The 221-nt window shown below is 43.0% G+C and carries 1 protein-coding gene; it reads left to right on the forward strand.

The features are described from left to right. On the forward strand, window positions 1-221 hold a 221-nt coding region (locus tag DCC82_RS18460; RefSeq protein ID WP_233253092.1), incomplete at both ends, for a DesA/ISL3 alpha bundle tail domain-containing protein.

Below are 221 nucleotides of genomic sequence, written 5' to 3' on the forward strand. Positions count from 1 at the left end.
GGAAATGTTCGTTACGTTTGCCGTTTATTGAGCCAATGCCCAGAGAAATTGACGGAGGAGGAACGTCAAATCATACGAGAATGGTGTAATGAAAGCGATTACTTAAAGTCTGTTTACCAATCGCTCCAACATGTTCGCTATGTGTTCAAAAGCAAAGATGAGCAACAGGCGAAACGACGCTTGGAGGCTTGGATTCATCGGTATTTGTTTTGTCCTTGTTC

It is taken from the genome of Geobacillus sp. LYN3, from assembly GCF_003064505.1.
Taxonomy (GTDB): domain Bacteria; phylum Bacillota; class Bacilli; order Bacillales; family Anoxybacillaceae; genus Parageobacillus_B; species Parageobacillus_B toebii.